We start from the raw sequence: 20,648 nt of genomic DNA, 5'->3' as shown, positions 1-20,648 counted from the left end.
CGCCGGAAAGCGAAGGCCCTCACACCACGAACCTGAATGCGTCGCCGTCGCGGACGATGTGGCCGGCGGTGGGGGCCGCGAAGTGGGTGCCGATGACGAGGATCGGCTGGTCGGCCCATTCGGCAAAGAGACGCGAGCGGGTGAGCACGGCGGTCTTGGGGGCGATGTCCGCGAGCATCCAGTCGGGATGCGCCATCTGGCATGGGTGGTGGGTCATGTCGCCGGTGATCACCGCCCGCTGGCCCTCGGACTCGATCATCACGCTGACGTGGCCGGGCGTGTGGCCGATGGACGGCGCGAGCCGGACCTCCGGCGAGACCACATGGTCCTGTTCTACCAGTTGGACGAGGCCGGCCTCGAAGATCGGCTTGATGCTGTCTGCCATCGCCGCCACCTGTTCGGCTTCGTCGACGCCCTTCCAGAAATCGTATTCCTGCCGGCCGATGAGATAGCTCGCCCGAGGGAAGGTCGGCACCCATTTGCCGTTCTCGAGCATGGTGTTCCAGCCGATGTGGTCGACATCGAGATGCGTGCATACCACGGCGTCGACACCGTCGCGCGACCAGCCCGCCTTGCCAAGCTGCTCGAGGAACGGCGTCGACAGGGCCTCACCACCGGTGAACTCGCGCGGCCGGTCGTTGCCGACGCAGGTGTCCACCACCAGCCTTAGCCCTGGAGCCTCGACCAGCAGCGCGTGGACGCTGAGGTTGAGCGTGCTGTCGTCCGCGCTGACAAAGTGCGGATAGAGCCACGGCAACTTGCGCAGCGCCTCAGGCGTCGCCCCTCGCATGAACTCGGCAGGCACCGGCAAGTCCATCTCGACAATGCGGGTGATCTTCACCCGGCCCACCTGCCAGCTCAGCATCGCTCACGCCTCCTCAGGCCGGCACGTAGGTCAGGAGGATCACGTCCTTGTCCACCTGCTCGCTAGCGGCAAGGTGGAGCGGCGGCCGGGGGCCGGCGAAGAAGGGGTCGCCGGACCCGAGCACTACGGGGTGAAGGTAGATGCGATACTCATCGATCAACCCGAGGTCGGTGAGGCTTCGCGCCAGGACCGGCCCGCCAACTTCGATCACGCCGTCATGCTCGGCCTTGAGCTTGCGGACCGCCGCCTCGAGGTCAGGCTCGACGAGCGTGGCGTTGGGACCGACCGACTTCAGGGTTTTCGACACCACCCATTTCGGCGCACGCCGCCATGCCACCGCGAAGTCGCGTTCGTCCGCCCCCCAATCGGCCTGGTCTTCGTCCCAATACTGCATGATCTCGTAGAGGCGGCGACCGTAGAGACTCCCCGCATTGCTCTGCGCCTGTTCGATGAAGTGGCGGAAAAGCTCGGGGCTTGGTGCAAACGCGGTGTAGTCGACATAGCCATCCAGAGACTGGTTCATTCCAAAGACGAGCTTTGCCATGCGCTGGCTCCAATCGATTGGCGGCGGTCCGCCGGGACCGCGTTCATTTGCGCCGAACACTGTGCTAACAGTCGGTCTCGGCCCGGAACCACCTCTATTTTGCAACCAGTTTTGGCGGATGGATGCGATGAGCTACCGACGCGCGGGATGCCCGATCAACAATACGCTTGAGACCTTCGGGGATCGCTGGAGCCTTATCATCCTGCGCGACAGTATGTTCGGCGGCCGTCGCCGCACTTTTCGGTCTTATCTCACCGAGAGCATCGAGGGGATCGCGTCAAACATCCTCACTGACCGCCTCAAGCGCCTGACCGCCAATGGGCTGCTCACGCGCAGTGCTGATCCGGGCCACAAGCAGAGGGTTGTCTACAGCCTGACGGAGAAGGCGATCGAACTCGTGCCCCTGATGGCCGTGATGGGCAGCTGGGGACTGCGTCACACACTACCGGCGGCAGACCTCGCGACGGGCGCACAAGTGCTCGAGGATGGCGGCCCGCAGCTCTGGTTCGAGTTCATGCAGGAGTTGCGGCATATCCACCTCGGAGCGCCGCCGCCCGAGGTATCGGCCTTCGCCAAAATGCAGGTGGCTTACGAAGCTACCCTGACGCCGTAGCGGTGCTCACTCGTCCTGCAGGTTGTAGGTGAGGCGCGGCCAATCATTGCCGGACAGCCATTCCAGCAGAAGCGCCCGGAAGGATTGGTTGGAAACCGCCACGCCCGTGCGCCACCACCAGATGACATCTGCCGATGCCTCGCCGGCGATCGATGGATAGACATAGAGGCACCCGAGGTACGTCCCGTCGGTGTTCTCGATCACCCACGCAAAGCTCCGCTGGGCCTCGAACTCTCGCTGATGCCAGGCGAGATCGACGAGGTTCTTTTCCTTGGTCAGGCCGTCCGGCCACTTCGAACCTGGGTTCGCGGCCTTGATATCGGCCGCGCTTTCCGTGACCGCGCTGAAGTCTCTCTCGAGGTCATTGATCGAGAGCGCCCTCAGCGTGAGATCCCCCAGGGTACGGACGGCGGGAATTGATCTGTTCTTGAACTGCGGGTGCGGCTTCATCTCGTAATGGCTCGCATTGGGGTGTCGCTGCTCAGACCGCTCGAACTTCGGCAAGTCGCTTGATTGAGTACTCGTCGTCCCAGCAGACGGCGGCTTCCCACGCGGCCGACGCTTGCCCGGCGATGTCACGAGCGGCGCCATCGAGGCCGGCGGCGTTGTGGGGCAAAGAACCCAGGTCAAGGTCGGGGACGTCGACATGGGCCTCGTCCCAGTCGATTAGCGCGACCTGGTTCGTAGTCATGCGCACATTGGCGGGACTGTTGGGGTTGCCGTGGACAACGCATGTCTCACGTCCGGCGAGACGCGCCCACGCTGCTCGGCATCGCGCAACGCCGTCGGGCGGCATCGCGGTGAGATCGATCCTCGTTCCGGTCTCGGCGACGAGGAGGTCGGTCGATGATCGCCAGCCCGGGCGCTGCGGCCAGCCCTGCGTCGACCGATGCAGTTGGCGCAGCGTATCGGCGACGCGACGCCAGTCGGCCGCCGTCTCGGGCGGTCCGCCCTCCATGTACTCCATCACCACCAGGCCGTCCGCGAACAGCCGGCCGTCGGTGGTCGGGATCGGCACCGGCACGATCAGACCCGCGCGGTCGAGGTGCTGCATGAGCCCAGTTTCCCACGCGAGATCAGCGTCGCTCCTGCTGCCGAGGCGGCCGACCGCCAGCTGCCCATTGATCCGCACGCTCCACACGTCGTTGGCTACGCCGCCGGTAAGGGGTTCGATGCGCGCTACGTCATCACCCCACCGCGCGAGTGCCCCCCATCCCCCTGACGACATTCCCGATTCGACCCCGATAGTGCTCAACTCGAACACAAGCCTAACGCGGATCAGCCCGAGCGCCACACTCAAAACCGGCCGCAAGGCAGATCCCTGATATTGCGATGGACACCAGCGTCCGTCTCAGTTTCCTCTGACGAGAAATTCGCAAGGACAGTGTCCTTTTCTGAAAGCCCCGTTCGTCGTTCCATTGCTAGGCCGATCAGGGCCGGCTCTGACAAAGGAGACAATCGATGCGTGTGATGGTGTTCGGGAAGGCCACCGAGGGCAGCGAAAAGGGCGAGGCGCCCACGCCCGAGGCGTTTGCGGCGATGGACCGGTTCACCGAGGAGCTGGTCAAGGCGGGGGTCCTCGTGGCAGGCGCCGGGCTCAAGAACAGCGCGGAGTCCAAGCGCATGACCATCGAGGGCGACCGGCGCACGGTCATCGATGGGCCGTTCGCCGAGACCCGCGAGCTGGTCGCCGGCTTCCAGATCTGGGAGGTCAAGGACATGGACGAGGCGGTGGCCTGGCTGAAGCGCTACCCCAACCCCATGCCGGGCAAGAGCGAAGTCGAGATCCGCCCGTTCCTCGAGGCAGCGGACCTGGCCGAGTTCCTGACGCCCGAGGAGCTGGCGACGCCGCGTGACGGCGAGCGCGGCAAGCTCGGGGTCGCGTGATGAGAGAGTTGATCCTGAAGCTGTCCATGTCGATGGATGGCTTCGTGAGAGACCTCGCGGGCACGAACACCTGGATGTACGGCGATGATCCGGAAGCTGTGGCCTTTGGCGTAGCGACCACCTGGAACGCCAGCCTGCACATCATGGGCAGCCGGAGCTTCGAGGTGATGGCGCCCTTCTACCCGACCTCCACCATCGAGTTCGCGCCGCCGATGAACCAGATCCCCAAGGCGGTCTTCTCCAAGCGGGGGTCGGCAGTCGTGAAGGCGGCGACAGAGAGCAAGCGGCTGCCCGGGGCCGAAAGCTGGGCTGAGGCGGATGTGCTGGGCGGCGACCTCGAGGAGGAAATCGCCAAGCTGAAGGCAGGGGAGGGCAAGCCGATCCTCGCCCATGGCGGCGTCGGCTTCGCCCGCAGTCTCGTCGCCCGAGGACTGGTCGACGAGTTCGTCCTGTCGGTGCACCCGATAGCCCTCGGCAACGGCCTGTCGCTGTTCTCGGACCTAGCGGCTCCCCTGCCGCTGAAGCTTGTGGGCGCGAAAGCGTTTCCCGGGGGCATGGTGGCGCAGGTCTATCGGCCGGCCTGACCAGATCCGTGGGCTAGGCGGCTTGTCTCCCCTGCGGTCTTGGCCGACAACAAGGCATGACCGCGGACGAGGCACACCGGGCGATCGAAGCGACCTTTCGCATTGAACGGGCGAGGCTCATCGCGGGCCTCGCCCGGCTGCTGCGCAATATCGATCGTGCCGAGGAGCTGGCGCAGGACGCCTTGGTCATTGCCCTTGCCGAGTGGCCGAGGACCGGCGTTCCCGCCAATCCCGGCGCATGGCTGATGACGACTGCCAAACGGCGCGCCATCGACGCAATCCGCCACGACAGGATGCGCCAGCGCAAGCACGAGGAAATCGCGCGGACGCTGGACGAGGCGTCCGATGACGCCGCCGATGCGATAGCGGCGTCCATGAGCGACGATCTCGGCGACGAGCTGCTAGGCCTCATCTTCACCGCCTGCCATCCCATGCTGTCGGCCGACGCGCGGGCCGCGCTCACCCTGCGGGTGATCGGCGGCCTGACGACGGACGAGATTGCCCGGGCATTCCTCACCAACGAGGCGACGATTGCCAAGCGCATCGTTCGCGCCAAGCAGGCGATCGCCAAGGCAGGATTGAGCTTCGAGGTGCCGCGGGGCGACGAGCGGGCCGCGCGGCTGCCCTCGGTGCTCGAGGTCATCTACCTCATCTTCAACGAAGGCTATGCGGCCACGGCGGGCGATGATCTCGTCCGGCCGGGCCTCTGCCTCGAGGGTCAACGGCTGGGCCGGATGCTGGCCGCGCTGCTGCCCGGCGATGCCGAAGTGCATGGCCTCCTGGCCCTGATGGAGATCCAGGCATCGCGCCTCGTGACGCGCATCGGCCCCGATGGCGCACCGGTGCCGCTGACCGAGCAGAATCGCGCCCGCTGGGACCAGTTGCTGATCCGCCAGGGGCTCGACGCGCTGGCCCGTGCCGAAGCACTGGGCGGCGATGGCCCCTATGTGCTGCAAGCCGCGCTTGCCGCCTGCCATGCCCGCGCGCCCAGCGCGGCCGATACCAATTGGCCCCGCATCGCCGCGCTCTATGACCGGCTGCGCCAGGTGATGCCCTCGCCGGTGGTCGATCTCAATCGTGCCATCGCCCACAGCATGGCCTTCGGGCCCGAAGCGGGCCTCAGGCTGGTGGACGAGATTGCCGCTGATCCGGCCCTGCGCAACTACGCGCCGTTGCCGGCAGCGCGGGGCGACTTTCTGTTTCGGGCCGGGCGGCGCGCCGAGGCCCGCGCCGAATTCGAGGCAGCAGCCAAGCTCAGCCGCAACGCGCGGGAAGCGGCCTTCCTTGTCGCTCGCGCGAACGCTTGTGACGCGTGAGGCCAGGCGGATAACCCCACCGAAATCAGCCTCGATGGCGGGCGGCACGGAAAGGGCCATCGTCGTCCTGCGTCTACCTGGCGCAGGATATGAATGTGAGCCTCATCCCGCCCGCGAGCTGAACGACGATCCGGCTACGCACCCGGAGCGACGCCGCTGGACGATCGGATCTTGAGTTCGACTGGCAGCTGGATGTGCTGCGGGGGGCCGCCGGAGAACAACAGGCGGGTGGCGAGACGAGCCGTCTCGGCGACCGGGGCGGCGATGACGGTCAGCGGCGGGTCGGTGAGGGCTGCTTCCGGCGGATCGTCGAAGCCGACGATTGAGAGCTCAGTGGGGACCGCGATGCCGCGGCGCCTGGCTTCGGCGACCACGCCGATCGCCAACTCGCCACCAAGCGCGATGACCGCCGTGGCGCCGTCCAGCGCATCGAGAACGAGGTCGGCAGCGGCGCCGTAGAGCCGGGTTTCCTCATCACTGCCACAGGCCTCGATGATCGGCATGTCGTGGAGGGACAGGCCCGCCTCGGCAAGCGCGTCGCCGATGCCGGCGATGCGCTGCTCGTCGATCTCATAAGTCGAGACGAAGCGGCGCGGCGCCCCGGTAGGAGGGTGCAGGATCGGCGCGACATAGCTGCGCCCGAGCGTCGTGACCATGAAGCGCCGATGGCCGAGCTCGAGCAGGTGGCGAGCGAGGGCGTAGGCGCCGCCGCGATCGTCGATGCTGACCGAGCTGACGTCGGCATCCTCGATGCGGTCCATCACCACGATCGGCATCTTGGCCCGCAGCGCTGGGTCGACGGCACGGACCTGATCGGCAGTGTGGAGGATCAGGCCATCGACGATGGTGCGCCGGATGGTCTCGGCGCCGGCCTCGCCATAGCCATCGATCAGCTGAATGGCGGTGCGGTGCTCCTGGCACTCCTCGGCAACGGCGGCAAGGAATTGCCGCATGTAGGGATTGTCGAACACCCAGCTGATGCCCTCCCCCGAGGGCACGACGCCGATGACGTTGGCCTTGCCGCTGCTGAGCAGGCGCCCCCGCGGATCGGGCCCGGCAAAGCCGAGGTCACGGGCGATCTGCTCGATGCGGCTGCGGACTTCCGGCCGCACCCGTTCAGGGTGGTTGAAGACATTGGCCACCGTGGACTTCGACACCTGGGCGGCGTCGGCAACATCGAGAAGCGTTACGGGCGATTTCATGCGCGGCACCCTAGCACACGATTGCACCGGTGCAAAATTGTGCTTGACTCTATCCCCGGAAAGGCGCATCTGCCGCGCCAAGGGGTATTGCACCGGTGCAAAAGCGTAGCAGACGCCGTTTGCACGATAAGGAGAAAGCGCCATGCTGCGCCAGATCGTAGACCCGACCACCCGGCGGCTGCCGGATCGCAACGGCTCCAGACGAGCCGTCATCGCTGCAACTCTCGCCGCCGTGCTGATTGCCGGCCCGGCGTCGGCCCACAATGGGGAGACGCATGGCGTCGCCTCCAGCTACATGCCGTATCTGGATGGCGTCGGTGACCCCGCCGGCCTCACCAGCCCGCGCTATCGCGAAGCCGGCAAGGCCGTGTTCGTTGCCCATGCCGCGCATGCCGGGGTCGAAGCGGCAAACCCGCTTGCCGCGAAGGTGCGCGAGGTGAACGCCCGCTTCGCCGACGTCAGCGTGGCGACGGCGGAAGGCTATGCTCCGATCCCCTGCGTCTCGGGCATCGAGGGCGGCGCCATGGGCGTCCACTACGTCAACGGCGCCCTCATCGAGGATGGGCTCGTGGACATCGGTAAGCCCGAGGCGGTGATGTACGAGCCGCAGGCCGACGGCAGCATGCAACTGGTGGCGGTCGAGTACATCACGACCACCGGGCCGGCCAATCTCGACGGCCACCTGTTCAGCTTCACCAACTCGCCCAACCGCTACGGCCTGCCGCCCTTCTACGAGCTGCATGTCTGGGCCTGGCGGGCGAACCCCACCGGCACCTTCGCCGACATGAACCCCAACGTCTCCTGCGACGCCACTGTCGCAGCCACCAACTGAGGAGAACTACCAAATGAAGCGCTATGTGATTGAACGCATGATCCCGGGCGTCGGCAAGCTGTCGGCCCAGGAATACCGCGACGCGGCCGCCGTCTCGAACGAGGCGCTGGCCAAGCTCGCGCCGAAGGTGCAGTGGGTGCACTCGTACTTCGCCGACGACATGACCTACTGCGTCTATCTGGCCGAAGACCCCGAGGACATCCGGCGCCACGCCGAACTCAGCGGTTTCCCGGCCAACAAGATCACCCAGATCAAGGTGGTCGTCGATCCGGCCACGGCCGAAGCGGCCTAGAAATGAGCGGGCCGGGCGGTGATGATCCGCCCGGCCCGAACTCTATTCCAACGGCAATCAGTCGAAGAAGCCGGCGTCTTCTTCCTTGAGGTAGCGCTTGGCGGCCTTGGCATCGATATCGAGGCCGAGGCCCGGGCCGGGCAGCAGGTCCATCATCGAGTCCGTGACCAGCGGGCCGGAGGGCAGGCCCGTGACGATCTCGTTCCAGAAGTCGTCGGAAGCCGATGGGTACTCGAAGGCGATGTAGTTGGCCGGGAGCGTGGCGCACACGTTGATCAGCGCGCCGAGGCCGAGGAGGCCATTGGCCGTGCCGTGCGGCGCCATCATGATCGAGTGCATGTAGGCGTGCTCGGCCACCCACTTGAGCTCGGCGATGCCGCCGATATCCGCCGGATCGGGCCCAACCACGCGGACCGCCTGGGTCTCGATCAGTTCCTTGAAGTTGTGCCGGAGGTAGATCTGCTCGCCGGTATGGATCGGCGTGGTGGTCGAGGTGGTGAGCTCGCGATAGGCCTGTGGGTTCACCCACGGCACGTAGTCGCCGGTGAGCATGTCCTCGAGCCACATCAGGTTGTACTTTTCGACCGCGTTGGCGAATTTGATCGCGTCGTTGAGGAACCAGCCGGGGCCGCAATCGAGTGCCAGCGAGACCTTGTCGCCGAGCACTTCCTTCATCGCGATGACGCAGTCGAGCATGTGGTTGAAGCCGTGCTCGCTGATCTGCCCCTGGTCCATCGCGCCGTGATAGCCGGCCTTCCGGCCGACCGGGCCGTAGTGGAAGTCGGCGACCGAGTCCTTCATGTTGGAGTGGAAGCTGATGCCCTGCTTCACCATGAAGAAGCCCTGCGGCTGCTCCATCATCCACTTAACGTCGGCGGCGTAGTCCTCGGGCCGGTCGCCCTTGCGCTTGCCGCGGATCGAGCCGTTATAGACGCGGACCTGGTCGCGCACCTTGCCGCCGAGCAGCTTGTAGGCCGGGACGTTCGCGGCCTTGCCGGCGATATCCCACAGCGCATGCTCGATCACCGAGACGGCGGCGCCATAAGGCTTGAACGAACCGCGTTGGCGGATTTTCATCATGCAGCGCTCGACGTCGGTCGGGTCCTCGCCGATCAGCGCATCGCGGAAATGCAGGATGAAGGGCTTCAGGTAGGTCTTGGTGTATTCCACCTCGCCGATGCCGTAGAGGCCCTCGTCGGTGACGATGCGGACGATCGGATGCTTGCCGATGACGGCAACGCGCAGGTCGGTGATCTTCATGATGTCTCCTCGTTCCTGCCAGAGCAGGCGTCCCAACTGTCAAACTTCTGCCTTCTCCCCTTGTGGGAGAAGGTGCCCGAAGGGCGGATGAGGGGTGCTCTCCACCCGCACTCAGCCCGTCGCTCTGCTCCGGTCTCGCGACACTTCGTGCCGCGGACCCCTCATCCGGCGGCTCGCACCACCTTCTCCCACAAGGGGAGAAGGCAAACGGCGGTAGCCGTCCGGGTCAGCTCCAGGTGCGGTCCCACGAGAAGTCGTTGTCCCACTGGTCGGTGGGCTGCCAGATGTCGGTGACGCCCGGCTGCAGGTGCTGCCGCAGCAGCTCGTCATTGAGGTCGTCGATGCCGAGGCCGGGCTTGTCGGTCAGCGTGATGAAGCCGTTGTCGACCACTGGGCTACCGACGGCGATGTCGGCCCACCAGTCGACGTCGACCGAGTGATACTCGAGCGCGAGGAAGTTCTCGGTGGCGGTCGCGACATGCGCGGCGGCGATTGCGGCGATCGGGCTTTCGGCCATGTGGATGGCCATGGCGATGCCGTGCTCCTGCGCGGCGTCGCCGATCTTCTTGGTCTCGAGGATGCCGCCGCTGGTGAGGATGTCCGGATGGATGACCGAGATGCCGGCATTGAACAGCGGCTCGAAGCCTTCCTTGAGGTAGATGTCCTCGCCGGTGCAGATCGGGACCGAGGTCGCTTCCTGCAGCCGCCGATAGCTCTCGGCGTGCTGCCAGGGGATCACGTCCTCGAGCCAGGCCGGGGTGTACTTTTCGATCCGCTGCGCGAGGCGGATGCCGTCCTGCAGGGAGATATGGCCCAGGTGGTCGATGGCGAGCGGGATCTCCGGGCCGATCTCGGCGCGGACCTCGGCCATGTACTGATCGAGCAGGTCGAGGCCCTTCTCACTGAAGTGCAGGCCGGTGAACGGATGCATGACGTTCTGCGCGTCGTAGATCAGGTTGCGCGCCTTGCGCTCCTCGAGGGTTTTGGCCTCGATGCCGCCGGCATGGTGGTGGAAGGCTTCCAGCACGCCGGCAGGGCCGACCACCGCGCCCGGGACATCGGCGATCTGCATCAGGCCGAGGTCCATCTTGAGGAAGGTGAACCCCAGGTCCATGCGCTCCTTGAGGCGCTTGCCCATCGCCGTGCCGCTCGGCCGGTCGGCATCGGTGTCGCAATAGACCCGGACCTTGTCGCGGAACTTGCCGCCCAGCATCTGGTAGACCGGCACGCCATAGGCCTTGCCGGCGAGGTCCCACAGCGCGATCTCGATCGCCGATACGCCGCCGCCCTGGCGCCCATGGCCGCCGAACTGCTTGATGCGGCGGAACAACCGGTCGATGTCGCAGGGGTTCTCGCCGAGCAGCCGGCTCTTCAGCATCAGCGCATAGGTGGCGCTGGCGCCGTCGCGCACTTCGCCGAGACCGACGATGCCCTGGTTGGTGTAGATCTTGAGCAGTGCCGATCGGAACGGCGCGCCGGTGATTTCGGCCACGCGAATGTCGGTGATGCGCAACTCACTCGGCCGCGAAGCCGTGCGCACGGAACTATCGATAGTCACTAGTCTCTCCTCCAAAATGACTTGATCGGTTGCCCGCGGGTTTCAGTGCGGAAGCCGGCGACTTATGGTCGCCGCTGTGTTCCGCCCCTCTGGGCAACGCCCATCTGCTCGATGATGTGACGGCCCGAGCCCTCGACGTGCCGGGCCACCACCGCAGCGGCGCCGTCGGCATCCTGTTGGCGGATGCACTCGATGAGTTCGCGATGCTCGCGCAGCACCGCCACGCGCCGGCTGAGCGAGGTCGGAAAGCGCCGGCTGATGGCGCGCAGGATCTCGCGATGCTTCCACCACAGCTCCGCGGCATGCCGGTTGTAATGACGGTCGTAGATGAACTGGTGGAAACGGGTATCGAGCTGGCCGTGCCGCACCCGATCCTCGAAATTGTTGGCTTCGAGCTCGGACTGGATGCGCTCGAGTTCGACGATGTCGGAATCCGACGCGATCGAGACAAACCAGCGCGTCAGCGCCGCCTCGATCAGCACCTCGATCTCGATGATGTCGCGCACGAAATCGGCGTCGATCGGCCGGACCCGCGCCCCGCGATTGGGCTCCATCAGCACGAATCCCTCGCCGCGCAGCTGCTGCAGCGCTTCGCGCACCGGGTTGGTCGATGTCTCGTAATGCTCGGCGAGGTCGGCGACCTTCAGCCGCTCATTGGGCCCCAGCCGTCCCGAAACGATGTCCTCGCGGATCATCTCGTAGACGGAGGCCTGCTGCTGCTCGAGGCTTTCCTCGGGCTGGTCCGGCTTGACGGTTACCTCGCTCATCAGTTCTGTCTATGCATATTTTTTGAGCAAGCCAAGCCCCGTTAGCACGTAAACTCGCCGAAATAATGTACGACTTTGGCAAGGTTGACATACACAGGCTTTGCTGGAACTCTGCCATACCAGTTGGGAAAAGCCGGCGCCAAGTCCGGTTCCGGAGGCGAGGAACAGCGCATGCTGTAGGAGCTGACCGCGGCCATGAGCCGGGCCCGCTACCGATTTGAGGAGGAGTATTCTCAATGCATAACAAGACCGGCCGGCGTCTGCTTGGCCTTTCGATGGCGGTGCTGAGCGCGGCCACCATGCTGACCACCGCGACGACCGCGTCCTACGCGCAGAGCGTGGACCTCAGCAAATGGTCGCCGGAATACGTGAAGTCGATCGCCGGCACCAAGCAGTTCGACGCCGCCAAGGATTGCGGCGCGGTGGTGCCGAACGACTACACCGGCAATGTCAGCTATTGGTACACCGGCCCGTTCGAAGCCGATCCGCAGATCGCGCACGACATGGACAAGGCGTTCTGGGACGCCTTCAAGGCCGCCTATCCGAACATCACCACCGACGTGCAGTCGATCACCTATAACGAGTTGCTCGACAAGTTCCGCACCTCGCTGCTCGGCAACTCGGCTCCGATGGTCATCCGCCTGCAGATCCTGGGTGGCGTCGAATTCGCCGCCAAGGGCTACCTGCAGCCGCTGAAGCCGGAAGATGTCGGCTACACCGCCGCCGATTTCTGGCCTGGCGCGCTGAAGTCGGTGACCTACGAGGGCGTCGGCTACGGCCTGCCGACCAACAACGAAACCATGGCGATGATCTGGAACGCCAAGGTGTTCAAGGATGCCGGGCTCGATCCGGAAAATCCGCCGGCTACCTGGGACGACGTCGTCGCCTATTCCAAGCAGATCCACGACAAGCTCGGTATCCCGGGCTACGGGCTCGTCGCCAAGCAGAACGCCGGCAACACGCCGTTCCGCTTCATGCCGCAGCTCTGGGCCTACGGTGGCGGCGCGCTCGACGAAGCTTCGGCCGAACCGACCTACAAGGATGTCTGGATCAACAACGAGGGCTCGAAGAAAGCCCTGCAGGCCGCCTACCAGATGTACGCGGTCGACAAGTCGGTTCCGACTTCCGCACTGACCAACACGCAGGGTGAAAACCAGGCGCCGTTCATCGCCGGCAAGCTCGGCATGATGATCGCCCACCCGGCCGAATACGCCAAGATGAACGACCTCGCCAGTAAGGCCACTGGTACCGACAAGGCCGTCGCCGACGACGTGGTCGCCAACATGCGCTACGGCCTGATCCCGACCGGCCCCGACGGCAAGCGCGCCGTGGTGTTCGGCGGCTCCAACATCCACGTGGTGAAGCCCGAGTTCGTGCAGGGCGGCAAGGTCGACGAGCAGGCCGTCAAGGCACTGATCTGCTTCTGGGACAGCCCGGAATGGTCGACCAAGCTCGCCTGGGTCGGCTCCAACCCCGGCAACATCAACGGCTTCTTGACCGATGCCATGAAGGAACGCCTCGACACCATCAAGTTCCTCGATGTCACCACCTCGATGCTGCCCAACGGCATCCCGTTCCCGGTGATCCCGCAGGCTCCGGAAATCATGAACATCATCGTTCCTGACATGCTGCAGAACGCCCTCACCGGCAACATGACCGTCGACCAGGCGGTCGAGGATGCGGCCACCAAGGTGAAGGCCATCGTCGACGGCGGCGGCGGCATCTGATCGCCGGACTGCACAATCCCGGACCGGTGGCATCGCCGCCGGTCCTTTATCTTCACAACCAGGGTATGCGCTGTGAGCACCGTTCAGGGACAAGCCATCTTTCGTGACGTGCCCGAGCCCAAGCGCATCGGCCTGCGCCAGAAGGTGTGGAACAGCCGGTTCGACTATCTCTATGTAGCGCCGGCGATCCTGGTGATGCTGGTCGTCATCGGCTACCCGATCTACTACACGATCGAGCTGAGCTTCTTTAATACGCCCGCGAGCCTCGCCCTGAGCGACAAGACGTTCAACGGCCTCGACAATTACATCACCATCCTCACCAGCCCGATCTTCTGGAAGGTCACCTGGCAGACGGTGCTGTGGACGGTGCTTTCCACCTGCTTCGCTTTCCTCCTCGGCCTCGGTGCCGCGCTTGCCTTGCATCGCGAGTTCATCGGCCGCGGGTTCCTGCGTGCGCTCCTCCTCATTCCGTGGGTGGTGAGCGCGGTGGCGGCCTCGTATGTGTGGAAGTGGCTCTATCACTCCGATTTCGGCGCCATCAGCGCGATGCTGAGCCAGATCGGCCTGACCGACAAGCCGATCAACTTCGTCGACAACACCAGCACCTCGCTCTACGCCCTGATCGTCGTGAACGTGTGGAAGGAATTCTCCTTCGCCATGATCATGCTGATGGCGGGCCTGCAGACCGTGCCCGATACGCTGCTGCGCGCCGCACAGGTCGATGGCGCGAGCCCCTGGCAGCGGTTCTGGCACGTGACGTTCCCGCATCTGCAGGGCGTGTCGATGGTCACCCTGCTGCTGCTCGCGGTGTCGAACTTCAACTCCTTCATCATCCCCTGGATCATGACCGGCGGCGGCCCGGCCGGCTCGTCGGACATCTGGATCACCCATATCTACCAGCTCGCCTTCGGGCGGCAGCGCTGGGGCGTCGCCTCGGCCTACGCGGTGATCCTGTTCATCGTGATGATGGTGCTCGGCTACTTCTATGTCCGCGCATTGACCAAGGGCGACGACGCGAGGGCCGCCACATGACCGCCATCACCGAAGCTGCAGTGACCCAGCGCAAGGGCGCGGGCGGCTGGCGCTGGGCCGGACGCATCTTCCTGGTGCTGCTGCTCGGCTTCACCGTCATGCCGATGATCTGGATGTTCATCACCTCGCTGAAGACGGGCTTTGCCGCGATGCAATACCCGCCACAGTGGTGGCCGGCTTCGCCGACGCTGGAGAACTACTGGCGCCTGATCGACCCCTCGGGCAGCGTCGGCCGCGACTTCCTGCAGTATTTCTGGAACAGCGTCTGGGTCTCGACCCTCACGACCATCCTCGCGGTGGTGGTGGCGGTGCCGGCGGCCTATGCCTTCTCGCGGTTCCGCTTCCCGGCCCGCAACTTCCTGTTCTTCGCAGTGCTGCTCAGGAACATGTTCCCGGCCGTGGTGTTCCTCGTGCCGCTGTTCATCCTGATGAAGGCGCTGGGGCTGGTGAATACCCACGGCTCGCTGATCCTCACCTACCTGACCTTCGGGCTGCCGCTTGCCATCTGGCTGCTCAAAGGGTTCTACGACAACATCCCCGTGCAGCTCGAACAGGCGGCCCGCATCGATGGCGCGACGCGCTTCCAGGCGTTCTTCCTGATCGTCATGCCGCTCTCGACGCCGGGCATCATAGCGACCTCAATCTACAGCTTCATCGGCGCGTGGAACGAGTACATCTACGCCTACACCTTCCTCACCCGGCACGATCAGATGACCCTGCCCGTCGGCATCCAGCGCTTCTTTTCGGAGAACGCCACGGACTGGCCGGGGCTGATGGCCGCCACCTTCATGATGAGCATCCCCGTCGTGGTGCTGTTCCTCGTCCTGCAACGCTACTTCGTGCGCGCCCTGACCGAGGGCGCCGTGAAGCACTAACGGAAAGCTCAAGGAAACCCACATGGCTCAGGTTCTCCTCAAGGACGTGGTGAAGAACTACGGCGACGTCTATGCCGTGAACCACGTGTCACTGACCGTCGAGGATGGGGAGTTCGTCGCGCTGGTCGGCCCGTCAGGCTGCGGCAAGACGACGACGCTCAACCTCGTCGCCGGCCTCATTCCGATGTCGGGCGGCACCGTCAGCATCGGCGACCGAGACGTTACCGACCTCGATCCCAAGGACCGGGACATCGCCATGGTGTTCCAGAACTACGCGCTCTACCCGCAGAAGTCGGTCTACAAGAACCTCGCCTTCCCGCTGCAGATGCGGAAGATGAGCAAGGACGAGATCGACCGCCGCGTCCAGGCGGCCGCCAAGACCCTCGACATCACGCATCTGCTCGAGCGTAAGCCACGCGAACTCTCCGGCGGCCAGCAGCAGCGCGTCGCGCTCGGCCGGGCGCTGGTGCGCGAGCCGCGCGCCTTCCTCATGGACGAGCCGCTGTCGAACCTCGACGCCAAGCTGCGCGTTCAGATGCGTTCCGAGATCAAGCGCTTCCACCAGGATCTCGGCGCCACCATCATCTATGTGACGCACGACCAGCTCGAAGCCGTCACCATGTCCGACAAGATGGCGGTGATGAACGGTGGGTTCCTGCAGCAGTACGACAGCCCGGCCAACGTCTTCGCCAATCCGGTGAACATGTTTGTCGCGAGCTTCGTGGGTTCACCGGCCATGAGCCTCGTGCCGCTGACCGCGGTGAGCAAGGGCACCGATGTGGTGCTCAGCAGCCCCGAGGGCTGGGAGTTGCCGCTCTCCGCCGCCAACGCCAGGAAGGCGCTGAGCGCCAAGTCGAACAAGGTGGTGCTTGGCGGCCGGCACTCGACCATCAAGGTGCACAAGGCGCAGGTGCCGGGTTCGGTGCCGGGCAAGGTCTATACCGTCGAGCCGACCGGCGACGTCACCTTCGCCCAGGTCTTCGTTTCTGGCGCCGTTGTCAATGTCAGCGTCGAGCCGACCTTCCAGCTCAGGCCCGACGAACCGGTGTTCCTCGAGTTCGACCAGAACCGGATGCACCTGTTCGACGGCGAGACCGAGATGGCGCTCAAGGCGAGCTGACGATGCGCGCAGGGACTAACGCCACCAGACGGCCCCCTCCCATCCTCCCCAATGAAGGGGGAGGTGCCCCGCCGGTGCGTGCTGCACGATCGAGCCACAGCCTCGACTCTTCACCTCCCCCTTCATGGAGGAGGCCGGGAGGGAGCCGTCTCTCTCCGCCAACCGCCTGAACATCGCCGACCCCGCCGACTACCCGCTTCCATTGCCGGAAGCTCCAGCCAGCATGGACGCCCCATGAAAATCAAAGAGATCAAGGTCATCGTCTGCTCGCCCGGACGGAACTTCACCACGGTGAAGATCATCACCGACGAGGGCGTCTACGGCATCGGCGACGGCACGGTGAACGGCCGCGAGCTGTCGGTGGCGAGCTATCTCGAGGATCACGTTGCGCCGGCGCTGATCGGCATGGATCCGCTCAGGACCGAGGACATTTGGCAGTATCTCTACAAGGGCGCCTACTGGCGTCGCGGCCCGATCACCATGGCGGCGATCTCGGCCATCGACATGGCGCTGTGGGACATCAAGGCCAAGGTCGCCGGCCTGCCGCTCTACCAGCTGCTCGGCGGCCGCTCGCGCGACAAGGTGATGGTCTACCGCCACGCCTCCGGCCTCGAAATCTCCGAGGTGGTCGAGGGTGTGTTGGCCATCAAGGAAACCGGCGTCCAGGCAGTCCGTGCCCAGGTGGCGATCCCCGGCCTGCCGCCGATCTACGGCACCGGCGATTCGACCGACACCGCGGCGCTGAAGGGCCGTGGCGCGATCGTGCCGCACGAGGAAGTGTGGGCGACACACAAGTACCTGCCGCTGGTGCCAAAGCTGTTCGAGAAGGTCCGCGACGCGGTCGGCTGGGACGTGCACCTGCTGCACGACGTGCACCACCGGCTGACGCCGATCGAAGCGGCCCGGCTGGGCAAGGACCTCGAGCCCTACCGGCTGTTCTGGCTGGAGGACGCAATCCCGGCCGAGCTGCAGGAAGGCTTCCGCATCATCCGCCAGCACACCACGCAGCCGCTGGCCGTGGGTGAGGTGTTCAACTCGATCTACGACACCCACACGCTGATCACCGAGCAGCTGATCGACTATGCGCGCGTCACCTCGACCCATGCGGGCGGCGTCACCGGCATCAAGAAGATCTTCGACCTCGCGGCGATCTACCACGTCAAATCGGCCTGCCACGGCCCGCAGGACGTGTCGCCGATCGCCATGGGCTGCAACATCCATGTCGACGTGGCGATCCCGAACTTCGGCATCCAGGAGTTTGCCAACTACACCGAACAGATGTTCGACGTGTTCAAGTGCGCCTGGTCGTATGACCGCGGCTACCTGCAGCCGGGCGAGGTGCCGGGCCACGGCGTCGATTTCGACGAAGGTCTCGCTGCCAAATATCCCTACAAGCAGGCTTACCTGCCGATCGCCCGTCTCGAAGACGGTAGCATGACCAGCTGGTGAGGAGACCAGAGTGAAGATCACCGCCATCAAGCCGTTCCCGGTCTGGGTCGGCCATCGCAACCAGCTGATCGTCAAGATCGAGACCGATTCGGGCATTTTCGGCTGGGGCGAAAGCGGGCTGAGCGGCCGCGAGAAGGCGGTGGGCGGCGCGCTCGAGCACTATGCGCAGTTCCTCGTCGGCCGCGACCCGATGCAGATCGGCGCGTTGTGGCAGGAAATGTACCGCAGCCAGTATTTCGAGGGCGGGCGCGTGCTCACCGCGGCGCAGTCGGCGCTCGACATCGCGCTCCATGACATCAAGGGCAAGGCGCTCGGCGTGCCGGTCTACGAGCTGCTCGGCGGCAAGCACCGCAACGTCATCCCGACCTTCGCCTCGACCGGCTCGATCACCGGCGACGAGACCATCGAGGATGCGCGTAAGCTGATGGATCGCGGCTGGTCCACCATCCGCTTCTTCCCGGCCGAGTGGAACGACGCGCAGGGCATTTTCGAGCCGCGCGAATCGATCGGCAAGACCGCGAAGTTCCTCACCAGGGCGCGCGAGGCGCTGGGCGAGACCGTGGTGCTCGGCATCGACTATCACCACCGGCTGTCGGTGGCCGAGGCCGCGAGCTTCTGCCAGAAGATGCCGTCCGGCACGATCGACTTCCTCGAAGAACCGATCCGCGACGAGACGCCGGAGGCCTACGAGAACCTCAGGAAACTCACCGACGTGCAGTTCGCCATCGGCGAGGAATTCTCGTCCAAGTGGCAGTTCCTGCCCTACATCGAGCGCGGCATCCACCAGTACAACCGGCTGGACCTCTGCAATGTCGGCGGCTTCACCGAGGCGATGAAGGTGGCCGGCTGGAGCGAGGCGCACTATGTCGACCTGATGCCGCACAACCCGCTGGGGCCGATCTGCACTGCGGCGACCATCCATTTCTCGGCGGCAACGCCCAACTTCTTCGCGCTCGAAGTGCGCGCCAACGCCACCGACCTCTATGCCGGGACGCCCACCGCGGACCTGTTCCCGGTGATGCCAATGCTCGATGGCGCAGTGTTCCACGTGCCGGATGCGCCGGGGCTCGGCATCGAGATCAACGAGGCGCTGCTCGACAAGGACAGCTTCAAGTTCTGGGAGGCGCCCCATTTGAAGCGCCGCGACGGTTCGGTCACCAACTGGTAGACCCACATCTCATTTTGGAGGAGACATACATGGTCCACGTCATGCAAAGCCCGATCCCGGCGTTCAAGCGTCCGAGCAAGGACATCATCGCCGCGCTGAAGGATATCGGCACTGCCACCGTCGCCGGCTCGCTCGGCCATTCCGGCTTTCGCAACCCGCACATGGTCGGCCCGGTCAGCCAGTATAAGGGCAAGTCGATCGTTGGCACGGCGCTGACGCTGCAGTTCATGCCGCAGCGCCCGGACCTGTTCAGCGAGGGCGAGTATTCGGATCCCGAAAAGCAGCTGCACCGCCACGTGCTCTACGAAGTCGAGGAGAACGACGTGGTCGTGGTCGACGCGCGCGGCGACCTGAGCTCGGGCGTGTTCGGCGACATGATGTCGACCTACTTCAAGGGCCGTAAGGGCGCCGGCATCGTCATCGACGGCGTGATGCGCGACAAGCCGAACGTGGACAAGCTCGATCTCGCCATCTGGATGCGCGGCTGGACCCCGAACTACCACGTCCAGGTCTCGATCTGGCCGTCGGCGGTGAATGTGCCGATCTCCTGCGGCGGCGTCATGGTCATCCCGGGCGACATCATCATGGCCGATGACGACGGCGTCGTGGTGCTGCCCCAGTCGATGGCCGAAAAGGTCATCGAGGATTCCAAGAAACATGCCGAGTGGGAAGTGTTCAGCCGCGAGAAGCTGACGGCCGGTGAATCGCTCCGCCGCTACTACCCGCTGCACCCCGATGCCGAGGAAGAGTACCAGGCCTGGCGTAAGGCCAAGGGACTGCCGCCGAGCCCGAGCCACTGAGGCAGCGGACTCCACTGAATGAGAAGGGCGCCACAGTGGCGCCCTTTGCGCTTGCGGGAGGATGCGCATGAAGAGCGACACGACCAAGGGCCTGCGCCAGTTTCTCACCCCGGAGCAGCAGAGCGACTGGCTGGACGGCAAGGCGGACTTGCCTGACGCCGAGGAGCGCCCGGAGTCGCTGGAGTTGCGGTTCAAGTACCTCCCACGGTTCGAGAAGCTCCTTCGTCGCCCGCAGGCACAGGACGTCCTCGACATCCTGCGCCGCTACGGCGCGAGCTGCCTCCCCATCCCGCGCCAGACCGAGCGCTATTACTGGTCGGTGTCCTGCCTGCCGTCGACCTCCGACAAGCCGCTGGTGCGGGTCAATGCGAGCTGGATGGAGCTGTTCACTCTCTACGCGGACGGTGAGGGCGTGCGCTCGAGATTCATCCTGCATCTCTCGGATTTCACCACGGACAACTCGCTCGATGAGGCGCGCGTCGACGAGGGGGTGATCGAGCAGAGCGTCGAGAGGCCCGAGGATTTCGGCTATTTCTTCCCGCGCGGCCAGGACATGTTCGGCATCACCGTGCGGGGCGCAGCCTCAATCCGCAAGTTCCTGTCGAACCCCACCGCGTTGCGGGCCATTCGACGATTCAACCTGACCCACATGAACCGGGGACGGAACGCCTATCAGGCGAGCCACAGCTACAGCGTGGCTGACCGCATGCTGGGAGGGTGAGACTACGGGCATCGAGCCCGGCTCGCACCCCCTCCG

22 protein-coding genes are annotated in these 20,648 nt (G+C 65.1%); 14 read left to right on the top strand and 8 right to left on the bottom strand.

The features are described from left to right. Window positions 1-19: 19 nt before the first annotated feature. Together AC1DWU_RS21005 and AC1DWU_RS21000 are read right to left on the bottom strand one after the other, a co-directional pair. A complete protein-coding gene (locus AC1DWU_RS21005) occupies window positions 20-865 on the bottom strand; it encodes an MBL fold metallo-hydrolase (RefSeq protein WP_477151954.1) in 846 nt (281 codons plus the stop codon). A gap of 13 nt (window positions 866-878) precedes the next feature. Beyond that, a complete protein-coding gene (locus tag AC1DWU_RS21000) occupies window positions 879-1,409 on the bottom strand; it encodes a dihydrofolate reductase family protein (protein WP_477151953.1) in 531 nt (176 codons plus the stop codon). 127 nt (window positions 1,410-1,536) lie between these two features. Here AC1DWU_RS21000 and AC1DWU_RS20995 point away from each other — a divergent pair, with 127 nt between their 5' ends. Further along, window positions 1,537-2,022: a winged helix-turn-helix transcriptional regulator gene (locus tag AC1DWU_RS20995; protein ID WP_477151952.1), complete on the top strand. Its 486-nt coding sequence runs from the start codon at window positions 1,537-1,539 to the stop codon at window positions 2,020-2,022. Between the two features lie 6 nt (window positions 2,023-2,028). Here the strand turns inward: AC1DWU_RS20995 and AC1DWU_RS20990 are convergent, their stop codons facing one another. Together AC1DWU_RS20990 and AC1DWU_RS20985 are read right to left on the bottom strand one after the other, a co-directional pair. Further along, entirely contained in the window at window positions 2,029-2,472 is a 444-nt protein-coding gene (locus AC1DWU_RS20990) for a hypothetical protein (protein WP_477151951.1), read from the bottom strand. Window positions 2,473-2,503: 31 nt separating this feature from the next. Next, window positions 2,504-3,250 (bottom strand): phosphotransferase enzyme family protein, encoded by a 747-nt coding sequence (locus AC1DWU_RS20985; RefSeq protein WP_477151983.1) that lies wholly within the window; start codon window positions 3,248-3,250, stop codon window positions 2,504-2,506. 233 nt (window positions 3,251-3,483) lie between these two features. On the opposite strand from AC1DWU_RS20985, the gene AC1DWU_RS20980 reads away from it, so the two are divergent. Genes AC1DWU_RS20980 through AC1DWU_RS20970 form a run of 3 tightly spaced genes read left to right on the top strand, consistent with a single transcriptional unit; the run spans window position 3,484 to window position 5,809 of the window. Beyond that, window positions 3,484-3,909, top strand: a complete 426-nt coding sequence (locus tag AC1DWU_RS20980; RefSeq protein WP_477151950.1) for a YciI family protein — start codon at window positions 3,484-3,486, stop codon at window positions 3,907-3,909. Next, window positions 3,909-4,493 (top strand): dihydrofolate reductase family protein, encoded by a 585-nt coding sequence (locus AC1DWU_RS20975; RefSeq protein ID WP_477151949.1) that lies wholly within the window; start codon window positions 3,909-3,911, stop codon window positions 4,491-4,493. Before AC1DWU_RS20980 ends, AC1DWU_RS20975 begins: the two co-directional genes overlap by 1 nt. A gap of 56 nt (window positions 4,494-4,549) precedes the next feature. After that, window positions 4,550-5,809, top strand: coding sequence for an RNA polymerase sigma factor (locus AC1DWU_RS20970; RefSeq protein WP_477151948.1), 1,260 nt, complete (start codon window positions 4,550-4,552; stop codon window positions 5,807-5,809). Window positions 5,810-5,943: 134 nt separating this feature from the next. On the opposite strand, the gene AC1DWU_RS20965 is transcribed toward AC1DWU_RS20970, so the two are convergent. Continuing rightward, a complete protein-coding gene (locus AC1DWU_RS20965) occupies window positions 5,944-7,011 on the bottom strand; it encodes a LacI family DNA-binding transcriptional regulator (RefSeq protein ID WP_477151947.1) in 1,068 nt (355 codons plus the stop codon). Window positions 7,012-7,306: 295 nt separating this feature from the next. On the opposite strand from AC1DWU_RS20965, the gene AC1DWU_RS20960 reads away from it, so the two are divergent. Both AC1DWU_RS20960 and AC1DWU_RS20955 read left to right on the top strand, forming a co-directional pair. After that, window positions 7,307-7,843: a hypothetical protein gene (locus tag AC1DWU_RS20960; protein ID WP_477151982.1), complete on the top strand. Its 537-nt coding sequence runs from the start codon at window positions 7,307-7,309 to the stop codon at window positions 7,841-7,843. Between the two features lie 13 nt (window positions 7,844-7,856). Then, window positions 7,857-8,135 carry a DUF4242 domain-containing protein gene (locus tag AC1DWU_RS20955; protein ID WP_477151946.1) on the top strand — a complete coding sequence of 93 codons (279 nt, stop codon included), beginning with the start codon at window positions 7,857-7,859 and terminating at the stop codon, window positions 8,133-8,135. A gap of 57 nt (window positions 8,136-8,192) precedes the next feature. Here AC1DWU_RS20955 and AC1DWU_RS20950 read toward each other — a convergent pair whose 3' ends face one another. The 3 genes from AC1DWU_RS20950 to AC1DWU_RS20940 all read right to left on the bottom strand — a co-directional run bounded on the left by AC1DWU_RS20950 (window position 8,193) and on the right by AC1DWU_RS20940 (window position 11,720). After that, a complete protein-coding gene (locus AC1DWU_RS20950) occupies window positions 8,193-9,395 on the bottom strand; it encodes a mandelate racemase/muconate lactonizing enzyme family protein (RefSeq protein WP_477151945.1) in 1,203 nt (400 codons plus the stop codon). 226 nt (window positions 9,396-9,621) lie between these two features. After that, entirely contained in the window at window positions 9,622-10,953 is a 1,332-nt protein-coding gene (locus AC1DWU_RS20945; protein ID WP_477151944.1) for a mandelate racemase/muconate lactonizing enzyme family protein, read from the bottom strand. 62 nt (window positions 10,954-11,015) lie between these two features. Continuing rightward, window positions 11,016-11,720: a GntR family transcriptional regulator gene (locus AC1DWU_RS20940; protein WP_477151943.1), complete on the bottom strand. Its 705-nt coding sequence runs from the start codon at window positions 11,718-11,720 to the stop codon at window positions 11,016-11,018. 275 nt (window positions 11,721-11,995) lie between these two features. On the opposite strand from AC1DWU_RS20940, the gene AC1DWU_RS20935 reads away from it, so the two are divergent. The 8 genes from AC1DWU_RS20935 to AC1DWU_RS20900 all read left to right on the top strand — a co-directional run bounded on the left by AC1DWU_RS20935 (window position 11,996) and on the right by AC1DWU_RS20900 (window position 20,612). After that, window positions 11,996-13,447, top strand: coding sequence for an extracellular solute-binding protein (locus tag AC1DWU_RS20935; protein WP_477151981.1), 1,452 nt, complete (start codon window positions 11,996-11,998; stop codon window positions 13,445-13,447). 72 nt (window positions 13,448-13,519) lie between these two features. Next, window positions 13,520-14,479 (top strand): carbohydrate ABC transporter permease, encoded by a 960-nt coding sequence (locus AC1DWU_RS20930; protein ID WP_477151942.1) that lies wholly within the window; start codon window positions 13,520-13,522, stop codon window positions 14,477-14,479. Beyond that, window positions 14,476-15,354, top strand: a complete 879-nt coding sequence (locus AC1DWU_RS20925) for a carbohydrate ABC transporter permease (RefSeq protein WP_477151941.1) — start codon at window positions 14,476-14,478, stop codon at window positions 15,352-15,354. Before AC1DWU_RS20930 ends, AC1DWU_RS20925 begins: the two co-directional genes overlap by 4 nt. Before the next feature lie 22 nt (window positions 15,355-15,376). Further along, window positions 15,377-16,474: an ABC transporter ATP-binding protein gene (locus AC1DWU_RS20920; RefSeq protein WP_477151940.1), complete on the top strand. Its 1,098-nt coding sequence runs from the start codon at window positions 15,377-15,379 to the stop codon at window positions 16,472-16,474. A 234-nt stretch (window positions 16,475-16,708) separates the two neighbouring features. Beyond that, window positions 16,709-17,923, top strand: a complete 1,215-nt coding sequence (manD, locus tag AC1DWU_RS20915; protein WP_477151939.1) for a D-mannonate dehydratase ManD — start codon at window positions 16,709-16,711, stop codon at window positions 17,921-17,923. Between the two features lie 10 nt (window positions 17,924-17,933). Then, window positions 17,934-19,091, top strand: coding sequence for a mandelate racemase/muconate lactonizing enzyme family protein (locus AC1DWU_RS20910; RefSeq protein ID WP_477151938.1), 1,158 nt, complete (start codon window positions 17,934-17,936; stop codon window positions 19,089-19,091). Window positions 19,092-19,120: 29 nt separating this feature from the next. Next, entirely contained in the window at window positions 19,121-19,891 is a 771-nt protein-coding gene (locus tag AC1DWU_RS20905) for a ribonuclease activity regulator RraA (protein ID WP_477151937.1), read from the top strand. Window positions 19,892-19,958: 67 nt separating this feature from the next. Further along, window positions 19,959-20,612 (top strand): hypothetical protein, encoded by a 654-nt coding sequence (locus tag AC1DWU_RS20900; RefSeq protein WP_477151936.1) that lies wholly within the window; start codon window positions 19,959-19,961, stop codon window positions 20,610-20,612. Window positions 20,613-20,648: the final 36 nt, after the last annotated feature.

The organism is Devosia sp. P2_G7 (genome assembly GCF_056403495.1).
The sequence above is the reverse complement of the archived record's forward strand: the minus strand, read 5'-3'. Positions and strand labels throughout refer to the sequence as shown.